This is a genomic window from uncultured Acidaminococcus sp. (assembly GCA_900538365.1).
Classification (GTDB): Bacteria; Bacillota; Negativicutes; order Acidaminococcales; family Acidaminococcaceae; genus Acidaminococcus.
On sequence record UPXT01000019.1, the window covers coordinates 16324 to 38354 of the forward strand.

The 22031-nt window shown below is 51.0% G+C and carries 27 protein-coding genes and 1 tRNA gene; 3 read left to right on the plus strand and 25 right to left on the minus strand.

Annotation, left to right across the window (positions count from 1 at the left end; translation table 11 throughout):
* Positions 1–38: 38 nt before the first annotated feature.
* From QZQ08_RS05320 to QZQ08_RS05415, 20 genes are all read right to left on the minus strand, one after another.
* Positions 39–212: a DUF362 domain-containing protein gene (locus QZQ08_RS05320; protein ID WP_296328996.1), complete on the minus strand. Its 174-nt coding sequence runs from the start codon at positions 210–212 to the stop codon at positions 39–41.
* Entirely contained in the window at positions 196–444 is a 249-nt protein-coding gene (locus QZQ08_RS05325) for a hypothetical protein (protein ID WP_296328998.1), read from the minus strand. Before QZQ08_RS05325 ends, QZQ08_RS05320 begins: the two co-directional genes overlap by 17 nt.
* Positions 444–1007, minus strand: a complete 564-nt coding sequence (gene frr / locus QZQ08_RS05330) for a ribosome recycling factor (RefSeq protein ID WP_296329001.1) — start codon at positions 1005–1007, stop codon at positions 444–446. The genes QZQ08_RS05325 and frr overlap by 1 nt, the downstream gene beginning before the upstream one ends.
* Entirely contained in the window at positions 1007–1732 is a 726-nt protein-coding gene (gene pyrH, locus QZQ08_RS05335; RefSeq protein ID WP_296329004.1) for a UMP kinase, read from the minus strand. The genes frr and pyrH overlap by 1 nt, the downstream gene beginning before the upstream one ends.
* A 281-nt stretch (positions 1733–2013) precedes the next feature.
* A complete protein-coding gene (tsf, locus tag QZQ08_RS05340) occupies positions 2014–2895 on the minus strand; it encodes a translation elongation factor Ts (protein WP_296329008.1) in 882 nt (293 codons plus the stop codon).
* A gap of 39 nt (positions 2896–2934) precedes the next feature.
* Complete coding sequence (rpsB, locus tag QZQ08_RS05345) at positions 2935–3666, minus strand: 30S ribosomal protein S2 (protein WP_009015755.1); 732 nt, start codon at positions 3664–3666, stop codon at positions 2935–2937.
* A gap of 148 nt (positions 3667–3814) precedes the next feature.
* Entirely contained in the window at positions 3815–5023 is a 1209-nt protein-coding gene (locus QZQ08_RS05350) for an alanyl-tRNA editing protein (RefSeq protein WP_296329012.1), read from the minus strand.
* Positions 5004–6002, minus strand: a complete 999-nt coding sequence (locus tag QZQ08_RS05355) for an elongator complex protein 3 (protein ID WP_296329015.1) — start codon at positions 6000–6002, stop codon at positions 5004–5006. The genes QZQ08_RS05350 and QZQ08_RS05355 overlap by 20 nt, the downstream gene beginning before the upstream one ends.
* A gap of 67 nt (positions 6003–6069) precedes the next feature.
* Complete coding sequence (rnc, locus tag QZQ08_RS05360) at positions 6070–6786, minus strand: ribonuclease III (RefSeq protein ID WP_296329018.1); 717 nt, start codon at positions 6784–6786, stop codon at positions 6070–6072.
* Positions 6787–6792: 6 nt separating this feature from the next.
* On the minus strand, positions 6793–8040 hold the full coding sequence (gene fabF / locus QZQ08_RS05365) for a beta-ketoacyl-ACP synthase II (protein ID WP_366140922.1): 1248 nt from the start codon (positions 8038–8040) through the stop codon (positions 6793–6795).
* A 12-nt stretch (positions 8041–8052) separates the two neighbouring features.
* Complete coding sequence (locus QZQ08_RS05370) at positions 8053–9006, minus strand: nitronate monooxygenase family protein (protein ID WP_296329024.1); 954 nt, start codon at positions 9004–9006, stop codon at positions 8053–8055.
* A gap of 101 nt (positions 9007–9107) precedes the next feature.
* Entirely contained in the window at positions 9108–9350 is a 243-nt protein-coding gene (locus QZQ08_RS05375) for an acyl carrier protein (protein WP_016459446.1), read from the minus strand.
* A gap of 36 nt (positions 9351–9386) precedes the next feature.
* Entirely contained in the window at positions 9387–10130 is a 744-nt protein-coding gene (gene fabG, locus QZQ08_RS05380; RefSeq protein ID WP_296329029.1) for a 3-oxoacyl-ACP reductase FabG, read from the minus strand.
* 1 nt (position 10131) lies between these two features.
* Positions 10132–11079 (minus strand): ACP S-malonyltransferase, encoded by a 948-nt coding sequence (fabD, locus tag QZQ08_RS05385; protein WP_296329032.1) that lies wholly within the window; start codon positions 11077–11079, stop codon positions 10132–10134.
* Positions 11076–12086 (minus strand): beta-ketoacyl-ACP synthase III, encoded by a 1011-nt coding sequence (locus QZQ08_RS05390; RefSeq protein ID WP_296329035.1) that lies wholly within the window; start codon positions 12084–12086, stop codon positions 11076–11078. Before QZQ08_RS05390 ends, fabD begins: the two co-directional genes overlap by 4 nt.
* A 3-nt stretch (positions 12087–12089) precedes the next feature.
* Entirely contained in the window at positions 12090–13106 is a 1017-nt protein-coding gene (gene plsX / locus QZQ08_RS05395; protein ID WP_296329038.1) for a phosphate acyltransferase PlsX, read from the minus strand.
* 4 nt (positions 13107–13110) lie between these two features.
* Positions 13111–13680: a transcription factor FapR gene (fapR, locus tag QZQ08_RS05400; RefSeq protein WP_296329042.1), complete on the minus strand. Its 570-nt coding sequence runs from the start codon at positions 13678–13680 to the stop codon at positions 13111–13113.
* 351 nt (positions 13681–14031) lie between these two features.
* Positions 14032–14214: a 50S ribosomal protein L32 gene (gene rpmF / locus QZQ08_RS05405; RefSeq protein ID WP_016459444.1), complete on the minus strand. Its 183-nt coding sequence runs from the start codon at positions 14212–14214 to the stop codon at positions 14032–14034.
* 24 nt (positions 14215–14238) lie between these two features.
* The gene (locus tag QZQ08_RS05410; RefSeq protein ID WP_296329047.1) at positions 14239–14742 is read right to left on the minus strand and encodes a DUF177 domain-containing protein; all 504 of its coding nucleotides are present in this window, start codon (positions 14740–14742) and stop codon (positions 14239–14241) included.
* 65 nt (positions 14743–14807) lie between these two features.
* On the minus strand, positions 14808–16004 hold the full coding sequence (locus QZQ08_RS05415) for an acetate/propionate family kinase (protein WP_296329049.1): 1197 nt from the start codon (positions 16002–16004) through the stop codon (positions 14808–14810).
* A gap of 117 nt (positions 16005–16121) precedes the next feature.
* Between QZQ08_RS05415 and QZQ08_RS05420 the strand changes: the two genes are divergently transcribed.
* Entirely contained in the window at positions 16122–17333 is a 1212-nt protein-coding gene (locus QZQ08_RS05420) for a nucleotidyltransferase family protein (RefSeq protein WP_296329052.1), read from the plus strand.
* Between the two features lie 74 nt (positions 17334–17407).
* Here the strand turns inward: QZQ08_RS05420 and QZQ08_RS05425 are convergent, their stop codons facing one another.
* The 5 genes from QZQ08_RS05425 to rsmD form a co-directional block, all read right to left on the minus strand.
* Positions 17408–17779, minus strand: a complete 372-nt coding sequence (locus QZQ08_RS05425; protein ID WP_296329055.1) for a hypothetical protein — start codon at positions 17777–17779, stop codon at positions 17408–17410.
* 79 nt (positions 17780–17858) lie between these two features.
* Positions 17859–18101 (minus strand): hypothetical protein, encoded by a 243-nt coding sequence (locus QZQ08_RS05430; RefSeq protein WP_296329060.1) that lies wholly within the window; start codon positions 18099–18101, stop codon positions 17859–17861.
* A gap of 230 nt (positions 18102–18331) precedes the next feature.
* A complete protein-coding gene (locus QZQ08_RS05435; RefSeq protein ID WP_296329063.1) occupies positions 18332–18880 on the minus strand; it encodes a hypothetical protein in 549 nt (182 codons plus the stop codon).
* Positions 18881–18907: 27 nt separating this feature from the next.
* Entirely contained in the window at positions 18908–19396 is a 489-nt protein-coding gene (gene coaD, locus QZQ08_RS05440) for a pantetheine-phosphate adenylyltransferase (protein ID WP_296329066.1), read from the minus strand.
* A 49-nt stretch (positions 19397–19445) separates the two neighbouring features.
* On the minus strand, positions 19446–20003 hold the full coding sequence (rsmD, locus tag QZQ08_RS05445; RefSeq protein WP_296329069.1) for a 16S rRNA (guanine(966)-N(2))-methyltransferase RsmD: 558 nt from the start codon (positions 20001–20003) through the stop codon (positions 19446–19448).
* Positions 20004–20074: 71 nt separating this feature from the next.
* Here rsmD and QZQ08_RS05450 point away from each other — a divergent pair, with 71 nt between their 5' ends.
* Both QZQ08_RS05450 and QZQ08_RS05455 read left to right on the plus strand, forming a co-directional pair.
* Positions 20075–21727: a DUF4127 family protein gene (locus tag QZQ08_RS05450; protein ID WP_296329072.1), complete on the plus strand. Its 1653-nt coding sequence runs from the start codon at positions 20075–20077 to the stop codon at positions 21725–21727.
* Between the two features lie 30 nt (positions 21728–21757).
* A tRNA-Pro gene (locus tag QZQ08_RS05455) sits at positions 21758–21834 on the plus strand.
* The last annotated feature ends 197 nt before the right edge of the window (positions 21835–22031 follow it).

Consider the following 22031-nt stretch of genomic DNA (forward strand, 5'->3'; position numbering starts at 1 on the left):
AGCCTGCATCATTGCAAGCTGCGCAACGCGCCTCCTGCTTATTCAGCAGCGATAGCGCCAACCGGGCAAGCGCCGGTGCAAGCGTCGCAGTCGATGCAGCTAGCTCCATCAACCTTGTACTTGCCATTGTCTTCAGAGATAGCACCTACCGGGCAGGTACCAGCGCAGGAACCACAACCGATGCATGCATCTTGATCAATCTTGTGTGCCATTATGTGTACACCTCCCTTCAAATTGACAACCAATAATCAATGTTACTTTATGGTCAAGCGCATTGATCTGCTTCAACACGTAAGCAAAATCATCACGCCAGACTAGCGTGTCACGATGGAAGGCAGGTTCTGCCTTCACAAGGGTCACCGAAAGTCCCGCCGCTTTGGCCATCAGGAGGGCCTCAGCAAGGGGACGGGCAACTAGGTCAGGAATAATCATCTCGCATTCCATTAGATGGACATGACTTCCTTTTCCTTTTTCGCAAGGATGTCATCAATCTGCTTCATATACTGGTCAGTCAGTTTTTGGGAAGCATCCGTAGCGTCCTTGGAATCATCTTCCGTGATTTCCTTATTTTTCAGCAGTTTCTTCACAGCATCATTGTATTCACGACGGATGTTGCGAACGGCAACACGGGCACTTTCACCTTTTTTATGAACAACCTTGACCAGTTCCTTACGTCTTTCTTCGGTTAAGATAGGCAGGCTCAGACGAATGACGGTCCCATCGTTATTTGGGTTCAGACCAAGGTCGCTCGTCATGATTGCCTTTTCGATTTCTTTCATCAGGTTCTTGTCCCAAGGCTGGATTACAATCATGCGGGGCTCCGGAACAGAAACATTGGCAAGCTGGTTGACAGGGGTCGCCGTTCCATAATAATCCACCTTGACTTGATCAAGCAGGGACGGTGTTGCTCTTCCCGTGCGGATGGCAGCAAGTTCCGTATGCAGTGCCTTAAGGGCGCTTGTCATCTTTCTTTCGCTGTCCGCTTTCAGTTCTTCAATCGTAGCCATCAGAGTCCTCCTACTACGGTTCCAATTTCTTCTCCCGCGGCCACCTTTGTGATGTTGCCCGGGCGGTCAATATTAAATACAACAATAGGAATATCGTTATCCATGCAGAGACTGATTGCCGTGGAATCCATGACACCCAGGTTCTTTTGGATGACTTCAAGGTATTCAAGATGATCGAACTTCTTAGCATCAGGGTTCTTCTTCGGATCACTGTCATAGACCCCATCGACGCCCTTTTTAGCCATCAGGATGGCATCGGCTTCGATTTCAGCGGCGCGCAGAGCAGCCGTTGTGTCCGTAGAAAAATAAGGATTCCCCGTACCAGCCGCAAAAATCACGACACGGCCCTTTTCAAGGTGCCGTACTGCACGGCGGCGAATGTAGGGCTCAGCAATTTGACGCATTTCAATGGCCGTCTGTACCCGAGTTGGCACGCCGCGGTTTTCCAAGGCATCCTGAAGCGCCAGGGAATTGATCACCGTTGCAAGCATTCCCATATAGTCAGCTGTCGCGCGGTCCATGCCCTTGGAACTGCCTGAAAGGCCTCTCCAGATGTTGCCGCCTCCGTTGACGATGGCGACATCCAATCCGCTTTCACGGACGGCTTGAATCTGACCGGCAATGCTGTCTACCGTTACAGGATCGATACCATAGCCTTTTTCTCCCGCTAAGGCTTCTCCACTGAGTTTAAGAATGACGCGTTTGAATTTTCGTTTTGCTGACATCGGCTTACATTCCTCCCATGAGTCATCTATCATTTGGAAGAAGCAAGAAGGCATCCCAACCCAAAGGATGGATGCGGGCTCCTTCTCAGCAAAAGGGGGCCTCTTCCCCCTTTATCCACTTCCATTCATTATATGAAAAAATAAGGGTACATGCAAGACAGAATCCAAATTTGTCACGGACCCTGCCTCTTCCACCGTTTCAGGCCGCAAAAAAGGAAGCTGCCCAAAAAACGCATGGCGCAATTTTCGGTACAGCCTCCTCCTTTTCCTTACTTTATTTCTTATTTAATGAAGCTCTGAACTTCAGAAGCAAAATCTTCCTGCTTCTTTTCAATGCCTTCACCAAGCTGATAACGGACAAAGCGAACGGCTTTGGCATTCTTTTCTTTCAGGAGACCGCTGATGGTCTTATCAGGATCCATGACGAATTCCTGATCGACCAAGCAGTTTTCCTTATAGAATTTCTGGATGCGGCCCATGACCATCTTTTCGATGATCTTTTCCGGTTTGCCTTCGTTGCGAGCCTGTTCAGCAAGGACTTCTTTTTCATGATCCAGAACGTCAGCCGGCACAACCGTGCGATCCATGTAGCCAGGGTTGGCAGCAGCAATGTGCATGGCAACATGTTTAGCCAGTTCTTCATCACCGCCTTCGAGTTCGACGAGAACGCCAATTTTGCCTGCGCCATGGATATAATGACCCAGGGTATGGCTGCCATATTCATAGACGGAGAAACGGCGGATGTCAACTTTTTCGCCAATCTTGGCGATGGCTTCCGTCACGATTTCACTGACTTTCTTGTCAGAACCAGTGAAAGTGGAATCGAGCAGGGCCTGCATATCAGCCGGTTTCGTCAGGGCAACATGTTTGGTAATGGAATGAACAAGGTTCTTGTAATCATCGGTGTTGGCGACAAAGTCAGTTTCGCAGTTGACTTCCACGAGGGCAGCCACTTTATTTGCTTCGTCCAAATAGATATCGACAAGACCTTCAGCAGCAACACGGCTGGCTTTCTTAGCCGCCTTGGACAAGCCTTTTTCTCTCAGGTAGTCGATGGCTTTATCCATATCGCCGTCAGTAGCAGTCAGGGCCTTTTTGCAGTCCATCATGCCAGCACCGGTGCGTTCACGCAGTTCCTTGACTTGACTTGCAGTAATTGCCATGTGTTTTTCCTCCTCAAGTGATGTTGCAAATGCCGATGATTATTCAGCAGCGTCTTCTGCTTTTGCTTCGGCAGCTTCTTCGTCGACAGCACTGGCCTTGCCTTCGAGGATTGCATCAGCCATTTTGCTGGTGAGCAGTCTGACGGCACGGATAGCGTCGTCGTTGGCCGGCATCAGGTAATCCACTTCATCCGGATCGCAGTTGGTGTCAACCGTGGCAACAACAGGGATATGGAGCTTGCGGGCTTCCAGGATGGTGTTGTGTTCCTTGCGGGGGTCGATGACGAAGATGGCATCCGGAAGTTTCTTCATTTCCTTGATACCGCCGAGATATTTTTCGAGTTTCGCCATTTCATGACGAAGCACAATGACTTCTTTCTTAGGAAGCAGGGCAAAGGTGCCGTCTTCTTCCATTTTTTCCAGTTCATGGAGCCGTTTGATACGCGTTTGGATGGTCTTGAAGTTGGTCAGCATACCACCGAGCCATCTTTCGTTGACATAGAACATGCCAGCACGGGTAGATTCTTCCTTGATTGCGCTCTGGGCCTGTTTCTTCGTTCCAACGAAGAGAACCTTGCCGCCCTGGGCAGCCAGTTCACGCAGGAAGTTGTAGCATTCTTCCACTTTCTTGACGGTTTTCTGCAGGTCAATGATGTAGATCCCGTTGCGTTCCGTGAAGATGTAAGGAGCCATCTTAGGGTTCCAGCGGCGGGTCTGATGACCGAAGTGTACGCCTGCTTCAAGAAGTTGTTTCATCGATACAATAGCCATTTTTGTTTCCTCCTGTTTTTTCCTCCGCAGCTATTTTCCGGATCTCCTAAAAAGGACAGGTACGTCAAACGCTGCGTGTGTTGTTAGGGGTGCTGTGCACACCGGATAGCATTATAGCATACCAGGGTCTGATTAAGCAAGCCCTTTGTTACTTGTCTGACAGGGCTTCCAGCATGGCCTTTTCAAGGGCCTTCCCCTGCGCCTTCCAATCGGATCCTATTGTGCCACCACCTTGGCTCGAGGTTGGACTGCCGCCGCCCCGGCCGTGAAAGACGGTTCCTGCCAAGGCACATAAGTCACGGCAACGCTCTTCTGCCCCTTTGGTAGCGGCAAATTGGTACGTGACCTTATCGCCATTTTTAAGGATGAGGGCAGCCAAGGTCTTTTCCTTTTCTGTCAGCAGTTTCATGAGACTCTTCCCGTCCCTTGGGGTTCCTTCGGTCAGGACGAAGACAAACCGTGTCCCTGACGCAAGAAGAGGTGCCTTTGCCAAAAGGGCTGGCAGCTCAGCCTGGAAAAGGGACTGTGTCTTTTCCCGCAGGCAAGCCTTGAGATCAAGGACTTCCTGATGGAGTTTTTCCACGGCGGGCAGGACTTCTTCACTTTTGACGGAAAGGAAATTGCTTGTTTCTTCCAGGATGCGGCTGCGTTCATGGACGGCCTCCACGGCCCGCTTGCCGCAGAGAAATTCTATGCGGCTTCCCCCTTTATAACGGCTGAAGCGAATAACCTTGATAAGGCCCACCATGCCCGTAAACGGCGGATGGGTGCCGCAGCAGGTACAGGTATCGCCCTCTTTGATATCGACGAGACGGACGATGCCCCGCAGCTTATCGTTTTTCTTACGAAGACCGTACTGACCAAGTTCCGTGTGAGGAACATAGTGAAGGGTGATGGGATGATTTTCCCAAACCGCAGCATTGGCTGCCAGTTCCGCCTGTTGGACAATTTTTTCGTCCACTTCCTTATCAAGGTCAATGAAAACGCTCTCTTCATTCATATGAAACCCTACATTATTGGCGCCGCAAGCCTTCCAAAAAGCATAGCTCAGCATATGCTCCCCGCAGTGCTGCTGCATGCGGTCAAGCCTGACGTCCCAATCAAGGTGGACCGTCACTTTTTTACCCACCGGCAAGGCCTTATGGGTAAAATGGCGCACGTCATCCCCTGATTCAGCAGCGTAATAGACGGGAACATCATCAATCCACCCCCGGTCAGAAAGCTGCCCGCCTCCTTCGGGAAAGATTACAGTTCCATCAAGGATGATTTCAAAATGGTCCCCCATGTCCTCTGTAGACAGGACCGTCGCGCTGCACTCCTTACGGAGTGAATCATTTTCATACCATTTTTCGGTCATGGAAGGTCACCTCGAATTGGCACCCGGCTTCCACTTGAACCTTGATCCTCCCGGAAGCTTCCCAGTGCCGAATATTGGAACGATGCTGACCCCGTACAATGGAAGAAAGACGATCCGGCACCGTAACAACCATATTATAATTCCCACTTCCCTGCTCTGCAATAAGGGCGTCAATCTTTTTTTGCCAGAGATAAGAATGGACGAGTTCTCCAAAAGAAGGGTGAAACGGCCCGGCAAGGATCCTTCCCGGCGCCCTGAGATCCTCATCTGGCTGAAGCCCCATCCTGATGACGGGAATGCCTGCTGCTGTGAGTCCTTCATATAGATAGGCGCAGCGGCGGACCGTTTCACCTAGGTCAAGGGGCGTAAAGCATCCCTTACGGTACAGATCGGCAAGTTTGGTTCCTTCAATCACAAGGAGCGGATAGATGCGGCACCCTTCTGGATGCATGGCCGTAACACCGCGGAGAGTCGTTTTCAGGGTTTCATCCGTTTCCCCAGGCAGATTCACCATGAGCTGATGGATGACGGCAAAGCCTGCTGCGTGAAGCTGTTTCGTAGCCTCATAGACGCAGCGCGCGTCATGCCCCCGCTCAAGAAGCGCCAACGTTGCTTCGTCAAGGGACTGGACGCCCAGTTCAACCGTACGGACACCATAGGCACTTAATAGGCTCAGATTGGCTGGACTTATGGCATCGGGCCGGGTAGAAAGACGCAGGTCCGTAAAATAGCCGGCCTTACGATAATTCATGACAAGTTCCAGCAGGGCCTCCTGTTCCGCCAGCGGCAGGGCCGTAAAGGATCCGCCATAAAAAGCAAGCTCATTGCTTGGATCCTTTCTGACCCAACCGGCAAGGGTCCTGAGCTGATTTTTGGCATCTTCCACACCATGATAGGCATTGCCGTTGATGATTCGCTGATTGCAGAAAAGACAACGATGGGGACAGCCTTTAAAGGAAACAAAAAGGGGAATGATCATGACCTCTCCTCATACAAGAAAAACCCGTCATAAGGATTTGTCTCCTTGTGACAGGTTTTTTACAGGGTCACCCCTGCTTTTTCTTTACTAAGCGCAGTGCCTCACGGGCAGCCCGCTGTTCAGCAAGCTTTTTCGTCCTGCCTGAACCGGTCCCGTAAGTCTTTTCCCCTACGATGACCTTCATGAAGAAGGTCCGATTATGGGGTGGGCCTTCAAAGCCCGCTTCTTCATAACGGATATCCGTCTGCCCTTGTGCCTGGATGAGTTCCTGGAAACGGGTCTTATAGTCCCGATCAATCCCATCAGCTGTCAGTTCCGGAATCCTGTCAATGAGGACCCTCGTAAGGAGAGCCTTTACTTTTTCATAACCTGCATCAAGGTAGTAGGCTCCCATAACGGATTCAAAGGCATCTGCCAGGATGGAAGGATTGTAACGGCCGCCCATATGGACTTCCCCTCGGCCAAGGAGGAGATAGTCCCCAATGGCAAGGCCCTGGGACAGTTCAGCCAAGGTTTCTTCGCAAACGAGAAAAGCCCTGAACTTGGAAAGCGCCCCTTCATCCATCTCTGGATAGGCACGGTAGAGATGGGTACTGACAACAAGGCTGAGGACGGAATCACCCAAAAACTCGAGGCGCTGGTTAAACTCCGGAACCACGTTTTCCTTGCACTCATAGGCATAGGAAGAATGGGTCAGGGCCGTATCCATGAGGGATAGGTCCTGCATCGTGACACCCAAACGGGCAAGGAAGCTTTCCAAGGCCTCTTTACGTTCCTTGCGCATGTAAGGTCAGTCCTTGTATTTCCGGAAGGCGACACAGGCATTGTGGCCGCCAAAGCCGAAGTTATTGGAAAGGACAACGTCCACATCTGCCTTGCGGGCAACGCCAGGGACGTAGTCAAGGTCCATTCCGTCCTCCGTATCTGGATCTTCGTAGTTGATGGTCGGAGGAATGATGCCGGTCTCAATAGTGAGCACGGAAGCAACAGCTTCCATACCGCCGGCAGCCCCAAGCAGATGACCCGTCATGGATTTATTGGAACTGATGGGAACCTGTTTGGCACGGTCACCGAAAATCTTCTTGCAAGCCAGCGTTTCATTAAGGTCGTTGCGATGGGTCGACGTCCCATGGGCATTGACATAGCTGACATCGTCCGGCGTGATCCCACCGTCAGAAATGGCATCAAGCATGCATTCTGCCGGCATTTCTCCGCTCGGATCCGGAGCTGTGATGTGATACGCATCACTGTTGTAGCCATAGCCGATGACTTCCGCATAGATATGGGCACCGCGTTTCTTGGCGTGTTCCAGTTCTTCAAGGACGACGACACCTGCGCCTTCTCCCATGACAAAACCGCTTCTTTTTTTATCAAAGGGGCAGGAGGCTTTTTCCGGTTCCTCGTTATTGCGGGACAAGGCCTTCATGTTGTCAAAGCCAGCAATCGCCATTTCAGTAATGGCGGCTTCACTGCCCCCGGCAAGCATAACATCGGCATCACCATATTGAATGGTGCGCAGGGCATCACCAATGCAGTTGGTTCCCGTTGCGCAAGCCGTAACGATGGCCGTGTTCGGTCCTTTAAGACCGAGGGCAATGGCAATCTGGGCAGCCGGCATATTGGGGATTTCCATCGGGATGAAGAAGGGACTGATGCGGCTTGGGCCCTTTTCAGCATACTTCATGGCCACATCGACAAAGGTCTGCATACCGCCGATACCGGACCCCACGCAGACACCGATGCGCTTGGGATTTTCTTCCTCGAGCTTAAGCCCTGAATCGGCAAATGCCATGTTGCCGCAGGCCACGGCAAACTGGGTCACGCGGTCCATGCGCTTAGCTTCTTTCTTATCCCCATACTGACCGAAATCAAAGTCCTTGACTTCCCCAGCAATCTGACAGTTCAGACGGGACGGATCAAACAGGGTAATGCGGCCGATACCGCTTTTGCCTGCCGTCAGATTCTTCCAAAATTCGTCTTTACCGATACCAATCGGGGTAATGGCACTGACGCCTGTTACGACGACTCTTCGTTTCAAAGGGATCACCTCTTAGTAAGATTTGCTTAATTCTTCTTTCAGTCTCCTGAAAATTTCATGAACAGGTAATATTTCCTTGATTTTCCACATATTGGCACCCGTAAAGACGAGACCCGTTTCAAGATCTCCCTGTTGGGCCCGTGTCAGGGCCTTGATGATGCAGAAGCTTCGAGAACAGTGCTTGAGGCAGCTGTCACAAGTAAGTGGCTTCGGCGGATGCCCTTCCAAGGCGGCCTTGGAAAACGGACTGAGGACGGCGCGGCCCTTGAAGCCCACAGGGCTGTCAATCTGGACCACATCATCTTTGGTCATCTTCAAGTAAAATTCCTTGAGCTGAGGCGCTCCATTGGATTCCTCGCTCGCAGCAAAACGGCTCCCCATCTGGACACCACTGGCACCCATATGAAGGAGATCGGCTACATCACTGCCCGTGATGGCGCCGCCGGCCGCAATGACCGGGATCTTAACAACCGAAAGGATTTCCGGCAAAATATCTTTAATCGAACGTTGGGTCCCCAGATGGCCACCGGCCTCCGTTCCTTCCACAACAATAGCGGAAGCGCCCAAGCGTTCAGCAATTTTCGCAAGTTTGGCATAGGAAACAATTGGAACAATGGGAACCCCATATTCCTTGCCGACAGAAAACATATCTCGGGAAAAGCCGGCGCCGGCAACAATTAAATCGACTTTTTCCTGTGCTGCCGTAGTAATGAGCCCCTTGAATTCACGAGCGGCTACCATGGCATTGATGCCAATCATACCCTTGCCATTGGAAAGTTTCCGGGCAAGGCGGATTTCTTTGCGCAGTTCATCAAACGGCAGGCCGGAAGCAGCAATGAGGCCCACACCGCCTTCATTGGCTACTGAAGCTGCCAGGCGGGCCGTTGAAAGACGGATCGCCATACCACCCTGCACAATCGGCACAGTGGCAACTTTTTCACCAATCTTCAGTTCTGGCAATTTCAACTAAAATCCCCCATTTCAGGATCATGGAAATCAAATCAATAAAAAATAGGATAAAGCTCGGAAAGTCCCAAAAGGGACCTTCCGATTGGATGGATATCCGATTATTTGTCAGCTTTATCCAGGAGTTCTACTGCATCTCTTACGGTGCGGATCTTTTCAGCAACATCATCGGGGATTTCCGTGTTGAATTCCTCTTCAAATGCCATGATCAGCTCAACAATGTCGAGAGAGTCAGCTCCCAAGTCATCGATGAAAGTAGAGTCCATCTTTACGTCTTCCGGAGCAACGCTCAACTGGTCAACGGTGATTGCCTTTACTTTTTCGAAAGTGCTCTGTTCGCTCATACCTTTCACCTCCTTCCCCTTCTTCATACAATCATACTACATTACCATGCCACCGTCCACATTTAAAACTTGGCCGGTTATATAAGCAGCTTCTTCGCTGGCGAAGAATAAGACTGCATTGGCAACATCTTGCGGGTCCCCAGGTCGTCCCAGGGGAATGGTCTTGAGCATTTCCTCCTGAACGGTCTCGCCGAGGACTTTCGTCATGTCCGTAGCAATAAAGCCCGGTGCAATGGCGTTTGCCGTAATGCCGCGGGAACTCACTTCCTTGGCAAGGGCCTTGGTAAAACCAATGACGCCCGCTTTGGCAGCGGCATAGTTGGCCTGACCAGCATTGCCCGTCTCGCCCACCACGGAGGCCATATTGATGATCCGGCCTGCCTTTTGCTTCATCATGGTGCGCATAACGGCTTTGGAGCAATTATACATGCTCTTGAGGTTCGTTGTAAGGACGGCATCCCAATCCTCTTCTTTCATGCGCATCAGAAGCCCATCACGGGTGATTCCGGCGTTGTTGACGAGGATATCGAGGCGTCCCAACTCGGCGACTGTCTGCTTGACCATATCTTCGCAGACAGCGGTATCGGCGACATCTCCTTTAAGGAGAATGGCCTTGCGGCCCAGTGCCTTGACGGCTTCTGCAGTTTCTGCAGCGGCGGCTGTGTTGCCGGCATAATTGATGGCCACGTCAGCCCCTGCTTTTGCCAGGGTCAGGACAATGGCACGACCAATGCCGCGGGAACCGCCTGTAACAAGCGCTACCTTGCCGAATAACGTCATTTTATCGAACCTCCTTTAAATAAGCAAGCGATTTTTCCAAAGAATCCATGTCTTCCACATTGAGCGGCCCATAGGAACGGTCCACTTTCTTGATGAAGCCACATAGGACTTTGCCAGGACCGACTTCCACAAAGGTATCGACGCCATCATTCATCATATAGCGGACCGAATCTTCCCATAAAACAGGGCTTGCGGCCTGCTGGACGAGCTGGGTGCGGATTTCATCCGCCTTTGTTTCCGGCTTGGCATTGACGTTTGCCACTACAGGAATCTTGGCATCCACAATCTCGATGCTGTCAAGGACTTCCTTCAGACGGTCAGCTGCAGGCTGCATGAGCGAGCTGTGGAAAGGGGCACTGACAGGCAGGAGAATGGCGCGTTTGGCACCGGCTTCCTTCAAGCTGTCGCAAGCTTTATGGACAGCTTCCGTCGCGCCGGCGATGACGATCTGGCCAGGGCAGTTGAAGTTGACTGCTTGGACACACTGATTCGTCATTTTTGCCGTTTCTGCGCAGATTTCCTTGATTTTATTCGTATCAAGGCCAATGATGGCAGCCATGGCACCTTCCCCAACAGGGACGGCTTCCTGCATGAACTGGCCTCTCTTGCGGACCGTGCGGACCGCATCGGCAAAGCTCATGGCACCGGCACAGACAAGGGCGGAATATTCACCCAGGGAATGGCCTGCTGCAACGGAAGGAACGATTTCATTTTCTTCCAGGACCTTCATCGCAGCGACACTGCACGTCAAAATTGCAGGCTGTGTATTATAGGTCAGGCGGAGCTGTTCTTCCGGGCCTTTGAAGCAAAGGTCCGTCATGGAAAAGCCAAGGGCTTCGTCAGCTTCTTTGAAAACGTCCTTTACGACACTGTAATTGTCATAAAGGTCCTTCATCATTCCTACTTTCTGGGAACCTTGACCAGGGAACATGAACGCAATCTTACTCATTTTTTGGCCTCCTCTGTTTTCTGCCATTTGATGACAAGGGATCCATACGTGAGTCCTGCCCCAAAGCCAACAAGGACAACAATCTCATCCCGTTTCAAGCGGCCTTGGTCACGGGCATCACACAGGGCAATTGGAATGGACGCGGCGGATGTATTGGCATACTGGTCAACGTTGACCATGACTTTAGCAAGCGGAAGGGCAAGCCGTTTGGCCGCGGAATCAATGATCCGCACATTGGCCTGATGCGGCACCAGGAGATCGATATCGTTTTTCGTCATGCCAATCTTGTCCAGGGCTTTCATAACACTGCGGCCAAGGACACGAACAGCGAATTTAAAGACTTCTTTCCCATTCATATGAATGAAATGTTCATGGTTATCCACCGTTTCGTGACTTGCGGGATGGCGCGAGCCGCCGGCGGGCATGTTCAGGTATTTTCCGCCGGAGCCGTCAGCCCCCAAGTCTACGGAAAGAATGCCATAACCGTCCTCTACCGGACCCAGGACAGCCGCTCCGGCACCGTCACCAAAAAGGATGCACGTATTGCGGTCCGTAAAGTCAAGGATCCGAGAAAGAGTTTCCGCCCCCACAACAAGCACATGCTTATAAAGACCGGAAGCAATGGTCTGACTGACAATCCCGCAGGCATAGGCAAACCCCGTGCACCCTGCGCCCAAGTCAAAGGCTGCAGCATGGCTGGCCCCCAACCGGTCCTGCAGCATGCAGGCCACAGACGGGAACTTCATATCCGGTGACTCAGAAGCAACCACGATAAGGTCCAGGTCTTCCGCTTTCAGTTTGGCATCGTCCAGCGCACGCTGGGCAGCGATGAAGGCAAGATCACTGGTTGCCTGTTCCGGAGCGGCAATATGGCGCTGGCGGATACCTGTGCGTTCCACAATCCATTCATTGCTTGTATCAACCAATTTTTCCAGGTCATAGTTTGTCATGATTTTTTCAGGGACATAGGAACCCATCCCCAAAAAACCAACACTGATTCCTGACATAAGTTATAATTCCCCACTTTCTTCGTCCCGGAGGATTTCCCTGCCAATTTTTCCGACGATATCTTTTTCCGTCAGTTCAATGGCCACCCTCACGGCATTCTTGATGGCTTTTGCTTTGGAACTGCCATGACAGATGATAAAGGGTGCGCGCACGCCAAGAAGCAGGGCACCGCCATATTCGGAGGCATCCATTTTCCGCTTCACTTCCGTCAGGGCAGGTTTCATAAGAAGGGCCCCAAGCTTGGATAGAAAGCTGCTGTCTTTAACCGCGGAACGAATGATTTCCAAGACAGCAGAGCCAAGCCCTTCCATGGTCTTTAAGACAACATTTCCCGTAAAACCGTCACAGACAACAACATCGACAGTTCCTTTATTGATATCCCGGCCTTCCACATTCCCGATGAAATGGATATGGGGATCGGCCTTAAGAAGTGGATACGTTGCCAGGCACTGCTCATTTCCCTTGGTCTCTTCTTCCCCAATATTGAGGAGACCGACCCGAGGATTCTTGATACCAAGCTGGGATTCAGCGTAAACCGATCCCATGATGGCACTTTGGACAAGCTGCTCCGGTTTTGCGTCCACCTTGGCTCCCGAATCCAAAAGGACAGTTGCCCCTGTGAGACTTGGAATAACCGTTGCAATGGCCGGCCGTTCGATGCCCTTGATGCGGCCCAAACCGAACAGGGCAGAAGCGACGGCAGCTCCTGTACTTCCCGAAGAAACGAGGGCATCGCATTCTTTTTGACGCAAAAGATCGGTTGCAACAACGATGGAAGCATCCCGCTTCTTTTTGACGCTGATGCCAGGGTGGTCCTTCATTTCAATGACCTGACTGGCATGATGGATGGTCACATGGGGATTGTTTTCCTCGTGTTCCCTGCGAAGTTCTTCCTTGATGACGGCTTCGTCACCGACAAGGACGGCATCGCAGCCATATTCCTTGACAGCCTGAAGGACGCCCTTGATGATTTCGGCAGGACCGTAATCGGTCCCCATGACATCAACTGCGATTTTCATTTTCCTAGTTCCTCTCTTCAGGTAAGGAAACAATCAAAAATTTAGCCCGAAAGACCTCTTTCCGATTATTTCTGATCTTGACCCAGATGGTATATTTGTCTTCCTGCTTTCTCACAACTTCGGCACGCGCTACAAGGACGGCACCGCTGAGCACAGGAATCTTGTATTTCACATTGGCCACGCCCGTCAGGGCTGCCGGCGCGTCAATAACGGCCAAAGCCAGGGAATTGGCCTGGGCAAACATGTATTGCCCCCGGCAGACGCCGGTTTTCTGCAGGACCATTTCCTTATTGACGGTCATCATGGAGATGCCGCTCACCCCAATTTCAAGGTCGATGAGTTCACCCACGATGTCTTCACTGGTAATCGCCTGAAGCTTCTTCTGGGCATTTTCCGCCATATGGCGCGTCCGCTCCCGAAGTTCTGGGATTCCAAGGGCCAGCCGATCGAGCCGAATGGTCTGGATACTGACCTCAAACTGTTCCGCCAGGTGGGCATCAGTCAGGAAGGGATTCTTGATAAGAGCAGCTTCGAGGCGCTGCTGACGCACCTTTTTACTTTGCGCTGAGCCCATTCCATCACCTACTTTACACCTACTTTTAGTACCTAGTCATAACAGCTACACTCATTATAAGGACAACGGGCCTAAAAAGCAAGTAAAAAGGGCGTATAAAAGGTGAAAGAATGGTGACATTTCCTTTTTGGAAAGTGCGGTCAAAACGGGGAAAGCCTGCCCGGAAATTTGATTGTCACCAAAGTCGCGGTCTCCTTTCAAATGAAGATGCACCGGGCAAGGGGACGAAGGACAACCGCTTTCCATGCAAAGGACGGCCAAAAAGAGCCTGACCTTTTCTCACGCTTCCAAATCAGGATGGAACAGCAAAAAGGCCACCGCCCAAAAGCGATGGCCTTTTTTCATGATGTCTTATTCCTCTTCGGTCTTGACGACTTCCTTACCATCGTAGTAACCGCATTCAGGGCATACGTGGTGAGGACGCATCTGCTCATGGCATTGCGGACATTCAACCAAGCCAGGAGCAGTCAGTTTCCAATTAGCGCGACGGGAATCGCGACGAGCTTTAGACATTTTTCTCTTTGGTACTGCCATTACGAAACACCTCCTAAACTCAACCTATTTCTCTAACAATGCCTCGAGAGCCTGTAATCGAGGATCGATGGTTCTTGTGTCACAATTGCACGGTGCCACGTTCCTATCAGCTCCACAGACCGGACAGATTCCCTTGCAGTCCGGTTTGCACAGCATACGTGCAGGAACAGTCAGCAGAAGGGACTCCCTCAAAGCATCCGTAACATCAACCACATCAAACTTATAAGTGAAGGCATCATCGGGAAGATTCTCCGTTCCTTCCGGATAGTACCGCTCTTCCAAAGTGGAAACAAGGGGCTGCACCAACGGTTTGAGGCAACGTCCGCATTCCCCTTTGACAGAAAAGTGGAGCTTTCCATCAAGAAGAATCATCTCACCCCCATTATGGAGCGTGAAGTCCGCCACCACCTGACCCTCAAGGGAAACATCGTCTTCCGTGAGGTCAAGGGCATCCGGATCCAGTTCATAATGATAGGATGCCGAACCTATAAGCTGCTTTTTGATTTCTGCTACATTGATCTTTATCATAATAGTATCAACCGCTTTATTATAACGGTGTCCCCTTTCTTTGTCAATACAAAGGAGGGAATTCCTTATTTACCGCAAAGGCGATTCGTATCGCGGGCGATAACAAGCTCTTCGTTCGTCGGGATCAGGAAGACTTTGACTTTGCTGTCAGCCTTGCTGATTTCCGTAACTTTGCCGCGAACGTTGTTGCGTTCAGCGTCAAGTTCAACTCCAAGGAATTCAAGACCTTTGCAGACTTTGGCGCGGGTTCCAATATCGTTTTCGCCGACACCAGCCGTGAAAACAATGGCATCAACGCCGCCCATGGCAGCAGCATAGGCACCAATGTAGCGTTTGACTTGATAGCAGAACATGTCAAGGGCAAGCTGTGCTTTTTCGTCCCCTTTATTGGCTGCGTCTTCGAGGTCACGGAAGTCGCTGGAAATGCCGGAGATGCCAAGAACGCCGCATTCTTTGTTCATGTATTTGTCCATCGCTGCATTGTCCAGGCCTTTTTTCTGCATCAGGATCGGAACGATTGCCGGATCGATGGAGCCGCAGCGGGTGCCCATGAGAACCCCGTCAAGCGGCGTGAAGCCCATGGATGTATCCACGGATTTGCCGCCGTCGACAGCCGTGATGGAAGACCCATTGCCCAAATGGCAAGTGATGATTTTAGCCTCTTCCGGTTTCTTGCCGAGAAGCTCAGCGGCACAGGCAGCTACATAGCGATGGCTCGTACCATGGAAGCCGTATTTACGGATTCCATACTTTTTGTATTCTTCATATTTGACGCCGTACATGAAGGCCACAGGAGGCATGGTCTGATGGAAAGCCGTATCAAAGACAGCCACTTGCGGGGTGTTTGGCATCAGTTTCTGGCAAGCGCGGATACCAGCAACATTAGGCGGCTGATGAAGCGGAGCCATGTCACTCAGGGCTTCGATCTGCTTCAGGTTTTCTTCCGTAATGAGAACGGATTCACTGAACACTTCGCCGCCATGGACAACACGGTGACCAACGGCATCAATTTCATCCATGGATTTGATGACACCATGGTTGGGGTCAACAAGGGCAGCAAGAACTTTTTTAATCCCATCTACGTGATCTGGGATTTCGCTTTCCATGCGAACCTTATCCTTGCCTGCCGGCGTGTGGGTCAGGACAGAACCATCGATACCGATACGTTCTACCAGGCCTTTGGCGATGACGGATTCGTCTTCCATGTTGATCAGCTGATACTTAATGGAAGAACTGCCACAGTTTACAACAAAAATCTTCATTCCCTAGCCTCCTGATTGTTGCTGGTCAAAAAACCAGTTTCTTTTCTGATTGAATCAGCACTATAATAATATATCAAAGAATTGACATCTTGTAAAACGATTTGAGGAAGGAATTTTATGGAATCACAACCGGTTGCCGCCATAACAGCGGAATACAACCCTTTTCACAAGGGTCACGCCCACCAGATCAACGTCATCCGCGAGACCTTGGGAGACGTTCCTATCATTGCCGTCATGAGCGGCGCCGTCACCCAGCGCGGGGAACTGGCCCTATGGGATAAATGGGAACGGGCCCGTCTTGCCCTGCGGAACGGGGTCGACCTGGTCCTGGAAATTCCAGCCGTAAGCGTTCTGCGCTCAGCTGATCATTTTGCCGCAGGGGCCCTTTCGGTCATGCGCCACACGGGCCTTGTCACCCATATCTGTTTTGGCATGGAAAACCCGGATAGAGCCAAGTTAACCCGTCTAGCTGCTGAAATCCCGGACATCGAAACTTTTGAAAAGGCCTTGAAAGCAGGAACTTCCTATGCGGAAAGCATGGCCCTAGCCTACACGAAAAAAGACCCCGCTTACGCCTCTTTTTTTAAGGGCTCCAACAACCTTCTGGCCCTTAGCTATGCAAAAATGGCAAGGACGGTCTTTCCTTCGGCTACGCTCCTTCCCATCCTGCGAAAAGGAACTCCCTATAATGAAGAAGGCCGCCTTACGGAAAAAGCGCCCAGCGCGGCTGCCCTGCGTCATTTCCTCGAGAAGCAAGGACCTGAAGCGATTTTTTTTGCAGCCATGGGCATCAAGGATAAAGAGGAACAGGCCCATCTGGCAGCCCTCCCCTCTCCCCTTTTCCACAAGCAGCGCCTTGATCTATTGACGGCTTACGCCCTTGAAAGTGTCGATACGGAGCATCTTTCCCGCCGTATTGAAGTCACGGAAGGCCTTGAAAGAGCTCTGATAAAAGCCCGCGGAAAAGGTTCCTTTGACGCCATCGCGGCAGCCTGCAGCGGCAGACGCTATTCCCGTTCCCGTATCCGGCGGCTCTTGCTCCAGCTGCTTTGTGCCGGTGAAATAAGGGCCTTCACAGGGCTTAGTGACGAGGCTCCTTATCTGCGCATCCTTGCTTTTTCCAAGCGGGGCAGGGAGCTTCTCCATTTGATGAAGAAAACGGCGACGCGCCCAGTTTTCTCGCTCGTCAATAAAGATACCCCACGGCACCTTGACGAAGAAGCAAGGCGGAAACTCAGTCTTGACCTTGCGGCCACGTCACTCTGGGAACTTGCCGCAACAGGGACCGTTAAAGGCGGTGATTATAAAAAGCCTCCCATCAAAGACTGACGGGTTCCTTTTTAACAGATCATCACCGTGGCACAAGGGTTCCGCCCTTTGTTACAGTGATGATTTGCAGGCTGTCAGGAAACGGTCGCAAAAGGATGCGTCCTTTCCGTCCCCGTTCCGGATGAGACGCTTTCAGGGTTTCCGCAAAAAGCAGCATAACGCCCTTCAAGTACGCGTACCAGCGCCTTTTTATCGCGGGGAAGCGGCCCGTTTATGGGAAGCACATTTGACATATGAAGGCCCAAAAATTCTGCGTCACGAAGATACAGCGCTTTCAAAAAAGCCATCTCTTCTTCCACCTGTTCTCCAAGGGTGCTTTCGACAAACCGCCCAGCTTGGACAAGCCACTCCAAGGCACTTTTCCGATTGGCATGAAGGGGTGAGACAACGATCAGCCGCGTCTGGATCAGGTTCATCAAAAGAGCGTTCGCCCCGGCACTTTCCATTTCCCTTTTCCTGCCGCCTGCTCCCAGCATCAAATTGATACTACAGCAATAGCCGAGGTATTTTAACTGCAAATGCTGCTCATGGGCCTTCTGAAGGGCAGCGCTTTATTAAAATCTGGCGAAAAATGGCAGCAATCAGTTCTCCTATGGCTTTACGTTTCCTAATAGGCAAGGCAAAGGCATCTCCGTTAACACGAATAATCCCTTTGACCCGGTCCCCTCGTGCCTCTAAAAATCTTCCTGGATCTCGTCCAAAGGGACGGCGGAAAAAGGCTGTCACCGGTACATAGTGCAGAACGATTGGCATTCTGACTGTTGCCAATCATTGCTTCAATGAGCAGCGACCCAGCTTCATACAGCGATCGATAAACAGGATCTGTATTGTGCATGATGGCTCTTTACGGCAGAATAAGGCCTGGACAGCCTCATTCAGCATGAGTGGGTCATATTGATGTGCAGGTATAAGCACATTTATAATCATGGGGACATCCTTATTTGTCAGCAAACAAAAAGGAACCACTGCTAACGCAGTGGTTCCTTTTGCTTGTTTGTTTATTTCCGGTCGCCCGATTCGATCTGGTTGTCTGACTCATAGGATGAGCGCAGGGCCTGACCATTATCACGGACTGCAGTCAAGGTTTTGTTGAGGTTATCTTCCAGATAGTTGAAGACATCCATGGCATACTGCATGGATTCGCTGTGGAGCTTATCCGCATAGGCATCTGCTGCAGCACGCATATCGCGGTCATACTGCTGGGTCGTTGCAATGATGCTGTTGGCCTTGTCTTCTGCCGCTTTCACGACTTCTTCCTGACGGACAAGCCGGTCTGCTTCAGCTTTGGCAAGGTCGACAATCCGGTCGGCTTCGGCTCGGGCCTGTTCGATAATCTGGTCAGCTTCCGCGTGGGCCTTTTCCTTGATATCCTTTTGCTCTTCTAAAAGATCATGGGCCCGTTTGATTTCAAGAGGTACAGCCCCGCGCAGTTTTTCAAGGATCATATCCACATCACTTGCTTTTACAAGTTTGTAGTTAAAAACAGGAATCGATGCCGCAGAAGACAGCACATCATCCAATTCATCTAAGATATTATCCAGTTCCATAGTTATCCGTTCCTTCCTTTTCTTTTTTCACCGCGCCACTCGTGCGCGCTTCATGATATCATCCTTGATCGAAGGGGGAACAAACCCCGTGATATCGCCGCCGAAATACAGCATCTCCCGGACACCGGAAGAACTGAGGCAAGAATATCTTTCATCCGTCATGATGAAGACCGTCTCAATGCTGTGATCGATTTTCTTCATCAAAAGCGCCCGCTGGAATTCATATTCAAAATCGGAAAACGCCCGAAGGCCCCGGACAATGAACGCGGCTTCTTCTTTCCTGCAGAACTCATTGAGAAGTCCCGAAAAACTTGTCACCCTGACATTGGGAAGGTGATCCGTCGCTTTTTCGATGAGGGCAACTCGTTCCTCCATGGGAAAAAGGGCCTTGTCCTTTGTGGGATTGACGAAAACACTGATTACGACTTCGTCAAACATATGGCTTGCTCGTTCAAAAATATCCAAGTGTCCCAATGTCACAGGATCAAAACTTCCTGGACAGACTGCTCTGCGCATGAAAAGTCCTCCATAACAGTCGAATTCTAATCATCATTATATCAAATCCCTATAGAGATTTCCACTCAATTAGCGAGATTTTCGTATCGCCATATTTTTCAGTCCGGATTTCTGTCCCTTCCTTCACATAATCCCGTGGATCTTCAAGGAGGGAATGTTCAAGGACCAAAAGACCGCCGTCACGGAGGATGCCGTGCTGACAGAGCGCCTCGTACAGGGCTTTATTGAGGCCTTTATCATATGGGGGATCGGAAAAAACAAGATCATAGCTTTCCCCTTTTCCCTTGGCGTCGGCAATGCCCTTGATGGCATCGGTATGACGGATAATGGCATCAGCCCCGGCCTTTGCCTTTTCTACATTAAAGCGGATGAGCCGCAGGCTTTCGCGGTTCTTATCAAACAGGACGACCTTCTTTGCCCCCCTGCTCCACGCTTCCAGCGCTAGATTTCCCGTGCCGCCAAAGGCATCCAGAACCACAGCGCCGGCAATACGGTCCTTGATAATGTTAAAGAGTGCTTCCTTGACACGGTCACTCGTAGGCCGTACGGCATAATCCTTGGGTGGAAGCAGTTTCATACCTCGGGCCCGTCCCGTAATGATTCGCATACACAAATTGCCTCCCATCGTATATAATAAATAGCAAACTCATCTGATTGCCAAAAGAAAGGAGCTCAGCCATGAAGAAAGGACCCCTTTACCTATGTGGGGCCGCCGCAGCGGCAGTATGTGTATTGTACCACACCTTGGCCCCAAAAGGAGTGCCCTTTTCTCCGGCACCGATACCCGCGGCTGAATCTTGGACCTTTGTTCCCCTTGATGACCGGCCCCCGTGCCGCCGCTTCACGGAAGAATTAGGTGCCCTTTCAGGCATCCACTTTGCGGCGCCGCCCCATGAGCTGATGGACTGGTATGAAGTGCCGGCCCGTATTCCTCAGGTCTGGGAGTATGTTGAAAAGGACCTTCCTGGGCGCACAGGAGCACTCCTATCCACGGACCTGCTCTTATTTGGCGGACTCCTCCATTCCCGCCTTGTCCCCGCCGATGCCGCATCATCGGCTCAATTTTTCGATCGTCTGGAAGCGCTCATGGAGAAGAATCCCCAAAAGGAATATTCCCTTTTTACGGTCATTCCCCGCCTGCTCATCAGTGACCAGGTCCTTCCCGACCGATGGTACCAATGGCATCTTATGACCTGGGCCGTCAATATGGATAAAAAGATCCGCGGCCTGCCCTATGATGAAGCCCTTTATGAACGTGTCAAGAAAGAAATCCCCATGGATCTCAAATGGAAATATATGACACTCTATCGGGACAATGACACATTCAACCAGATGCTCATCGACTTTTCCACCAAGCATCCTGTCACGGACCTTGTGATTGGACAGGATGATGCCCATCCGTTTGGACTGCCCAATTACAATCGGCTCAATATTGAAAGCTATGTGAAAAATTACGACGTTCACCCGCCCATCATGACAAGTCAGGGTGCGGATGAACTGGGCGCCCTTGCTGCAAGCCGCATTTATCTTCAGAAAAGCGGACACCAGCCGCGCGTCAAGGTCCTTTATGGATCAGATGCCGTGAAAGGGTATACCCTGCCCTTTGTTCCATTGACCTTGCAGGAAATTGCCGAAGAAAAGATTGCCCTTTCCGGTGCCGTTAAAACAGACCGTGACGAAGCAGCCGACTATTATCTCCTGATCCACTGCGGCCTGGACCGCACGGAAAATTATCGTCCCATAGCCCGCCGGGTAGACGCGCTCATGAAGGAAAAACCCGTGGCCCTCGTTGATCTATCCATGCATTTTGCCGGCGGTGAGTGCCTGCTCCCTACCCTCATCAAGGAAGGGGTCCCCATCGGCCGCCTTCTTGCCTATTCAGGATGGAATACGGCATCCAATGCCATTGGTACAGCCGTTGCCCAGGGTAATATTGTTTCCATGCGGGCCCATGACTTGCCACAAAACATGCTTCCCAGTCTTTATGCCCAGAATCTTACTTTCAATGCGGCCCGTTTCCTGGATGACTGGGCCTACCAGAAAGTCATACGACCCCACATGGCGGTCCTTGCAGGCCTGAACGGATCCCCCGACGTCCCTGTTTCGGATAAAAGTCTCGCAGGCGCCCAAGATTATCTGGGAAGGGAACTTTTTTTTTATAACACCCTCCTTGTTTGGGCGCTGCGCCGGGAACCCTTTTATCAGGATCAGCATGACGCCTATTATCTTCAGGACCTTTCCTTTGAAAGTGCGTTTCCTTGGCAGCGGGCTTTTGAAATCGATCTGACAGTCCATCCAAGATTTGGAAAAAAAGAATTGACAAAAGAATAAATTTCGATTATACTCAAGAAGTTGATTGTTCGGGACGTAGCGCAGTTTGGCAGCGCGCCTGGTTCGGGACTAGGAGGCCGCAGGTTCGAATCCTGTCGTCCCGACCATCTTTTATTTGGATGGTCGAAAGGAGCGTTAGGCTCCTTTTTTATTACCTAAAAAGCTGAGGAAATGAAGGTCATTTCCTCAGCTTTTTTCAGGTTCTATCATTTATTTTGGGGCGCTAGAGTGACCGTCCAGATTCGTGGTCTCTCAGCGCCTACTTTTTTCAATAAAAAAATAGGCATATGCACTCAAATCCTTT